This is a genomic window from Saccharomonospora halophila 8, assembly GCF_000383775.1.
Taxonomy (GTDB): Bacteria; Actinomycetota; Actinomycetes; order Mycobacteriales; family Pseudonocardiaceae; genus Saccharomonospora; species Saccharomonospora halophila.
Genome location: NZ_KB912492.1, coordinates 1 through 2,165 on the forward strand (window position 1 = coordinate 1; position 2,165 = coordinate 2,165).

Annotated in this window: 4 protein-coding genes and 1 pseudogene; 4 read left to right on the top strand and 1 reads right to left on the bottom strand. The window is 70.3% G+C overall.

Annotation, left to right across the window (positions count from 1 at the left end):
- Window positions 1–41: 41 nt before the first annotated feature.
- Entirely contained in the window at window positions 42–410 is a 369-nt protein-coding gene (locus SACHA_RS0103780; RefSeq protein WP_019807344.1) for a DUF1844 domain-containing protein, read from the bottom strand.
- Between the two features lie 263 nt (window positions 411–673).
- Here SACHA_RS0103780 and infC point away from each other — a divergent pair, with 263 nt between their 5' ends.
- From infC to SACHA_RS25945, 4 genes and pseudogenes are all read left to right on the top strand, one after another.
- Window positions 674–1,252 (top strand): translation initiation factor IF-3, encoded by a 579-nt coding sequence (gene infC / locus SACHA_RS0103785; protein ID WP_083935769.1) that lies wholly within the window; start codon window positions 674–676, stop codon window positions 1,250–1,252.
- Between the two features lie 144 nt (window positions 1,253–1,396).
- Window positions 1,397–1,591 (top strand): 50S ribosomal protein L35, encoded by a 195-nt coding sequence (gene rpmI, locus SACHA_RS0103790; protein WP_019807347.1) that lies wholly within the window; start codon window positions 1,397–1,399, stop codon window positions 1,589–1,591.
- Between the two features lie 65 nt (window positions 1,592–1,656).
- Window positions 1,657–2,034 (top strand): 50S ribosomal protein L20, encoded by a 378-nt coding sequence (gene rplT, locus SACHA_RS0103795; RefSeq protein ID WP_019807349.1) that lies wholly within the window; start codon window positions 1,657–1,659, stop codon window positions 2,032–2,034.
- Window positions 2,031–2,165: pseudogene (locus tag SACHA_RS25945) on the top strand (TrmH family RNA methyltransferase); the annotation flags it as partial. The gene rplT and the pseudogene SACHA_RS25945, both read left to right, overlap by 4 nt.

Here is a 2,165-nt window from a genome sequence, read left to right on the forward strand (position 1 = left end):
GCGCCGGACGGCGCGGCGCCGCGCGGGCACGCCCCGGCCCGTCAGTACACGGGGCCGGTGTACTTCTCGCCGGGTCCCTGGCCGGGAGGGTCGGGCACGGCCGAGGCCTCGCGGAACGCCTTCTGCAGGGACTGGAGCCCGTCCCGCAGCGGTCCGGCGTGCAGCCCGAGGTACTCGCCGGAGGAGGTCACCAGGCCCGCGAGGGCGGTGATCAGCCTGCGCGCCTCGTCCAGGTCCCGGTGCGGACTGGAGTCGGGCTCGGTCTCGGCGAGCCCGAGCCGCTCCGCGCCCGCGGACAGCAGCATCACGGCCGCCCGGCTGATGACCTCGACGCTGGGAATGTCGCGCAGCTCCCGCGAATCGAGCGGAACATCGCCGGGGTCGAAAGCGTTGGATGAGTCGTCTTGCACATCTGGTACGATTCCACGTGCGACCAGCTCCCGAGCAATCGGGGGCCGCAAGTGGAGCCCCGCTCCCACCCGTGTCGCCGTCCAGGCGTCCGGGTCCGGTCACGTGATGCGCAGGCGGCACGGGCCGCCACGGCGATCGCGGAGCGCATCCGGCATTTCCGGATGTTGATCGGATTGAGGGCCCCGCACACGGGTAGCACAGGTACCGGTGCCGGGGCCCGCGGTATGTGGGCACCAGGTCGAGACAGCACAACAACCGACACTTGGACCAAGGAGGCCCCATCAGCTCCGAGACGCGCATCAACGAGCGCATCCGTGTTCCCGAGGTCCGCCTCGTGGGACCGAACGGTGAGCAGGTCGGCATCGTCCGCATCGAGGACGCGCTGCGGCTCGCCCAGGAGGCCGACCTCGACCTCGTCGAGGTCGCCCCGCAGGCACGCCCGCCCGTGGCGAAGCTCATGGACTACGGCAAGTACAAGTACGAGAGTGCCCAGAAGGCCCGTGAGTCCCGCCGCAACCAGCAGGCCACCGTCATCAAGGAACAGAAGCTCCGTCCCAAGATCGACCCGCACGACTACGAGACGAAGAAGGGGCACGTGTCCCGCTTCCTCGAGGGCGGGAACAAGGTCAAGGTGACGATCATGTTCCGTGGTCGTGAGCAGTCCCGGCCGGAGCTGGGATTCCGGCTGTTGGAGCGCCTCGCCGACGACGTGTCCGAGCTGGGCTTCATCGAGTCGTCGCCGAAGCAGGACGGCCGCAACATGATCATGGTGCTGGCGCCGCACAAGAACGCGAAGGCGAAGGCGAAGGCGACGAAGGACTCGGACAAGGCCGAGTCGTGACGTCCGGCCCCCCGGTGCTGTCCCCGGGGGACCGCCCGACGGGGTGGGCAGTCGTGTCCGCCCGTGGTCGCCGACCCCGTGGTCGCCGACAACGCAGCAGCACACCGGCCACCGGTGTGCTGCCGTCTCTGGAAAGAGGGAACAATGCCGAAGAACAAGTCCCACAGCGGGATGAAGAAGCGCGTCCGCGTGACGGGCAGCGGCAAGCTCCGGCGGGAGCGGGCCGGCCGCAGGCACCTGCTGGAGAAGAAGTCGAGCCGCGTCACCCGCAGGCTCGAAGGCACCACCGAGGTCGCGGACCAGGACGTGCCCCGCGTCAACCGAATGCTCGGCCGCTGAGCAGGCTTTCCCGCCGTTAAGACACCGGGGCGTCCTCGCGCCCCCCGACCCGACAGGATGGACCCGTGGCACGCGTCAAGCGGGCGGTCAACGCCAAGAAGAAGCGCCGCGAAACACTCGACATGGCCAGCGGCTACCGCGGCCAGCGCTCGCGGCTGTACCGCAAGGCCAAGGAGCAGACGCTCCACTCGTTCCAGTACTCCTACCGGGACCGCCGGGCCCGCAAGGGTGACTTCCGGCAGCTCTGGATCACCCGCATCAACGCGGCGGCCCGGCAGAACGGTCTGACCTACAACCGCTTCGTCCAGGGCCTCAAGGCCGCCGAGGTGGAGGTCGACCGCAAGATCCTCGCCGAGCTGGCGGTGAACGACGCCGAGGCGTTCGCCTCCCTCGCCGCGGTGGCGAAGGAGAACCTGCCCGCCGACGCGAAGAAGTCGGCCTGAGCAGCGGACACCGACCCGGGGACGGCCTGTACACGCACAGGACTCCCCGGGTCGTCGCCGCCCGGCGGCTGACCACCCGGTCCGGCCGCGCCGAGGCCGGGCGGTTCCTCGCCGAGGGCGCCCAGGCCGTC

Excerpts from the sequence above, each read along its gene's own strand:
- rpmI (WP_019807347.1), top strand. The coding sequence starts at position 1,397 with ATGCCGAAGAACAAGTCCCACAGCGGGATGAAGAAGCGCGTCCGCGTG.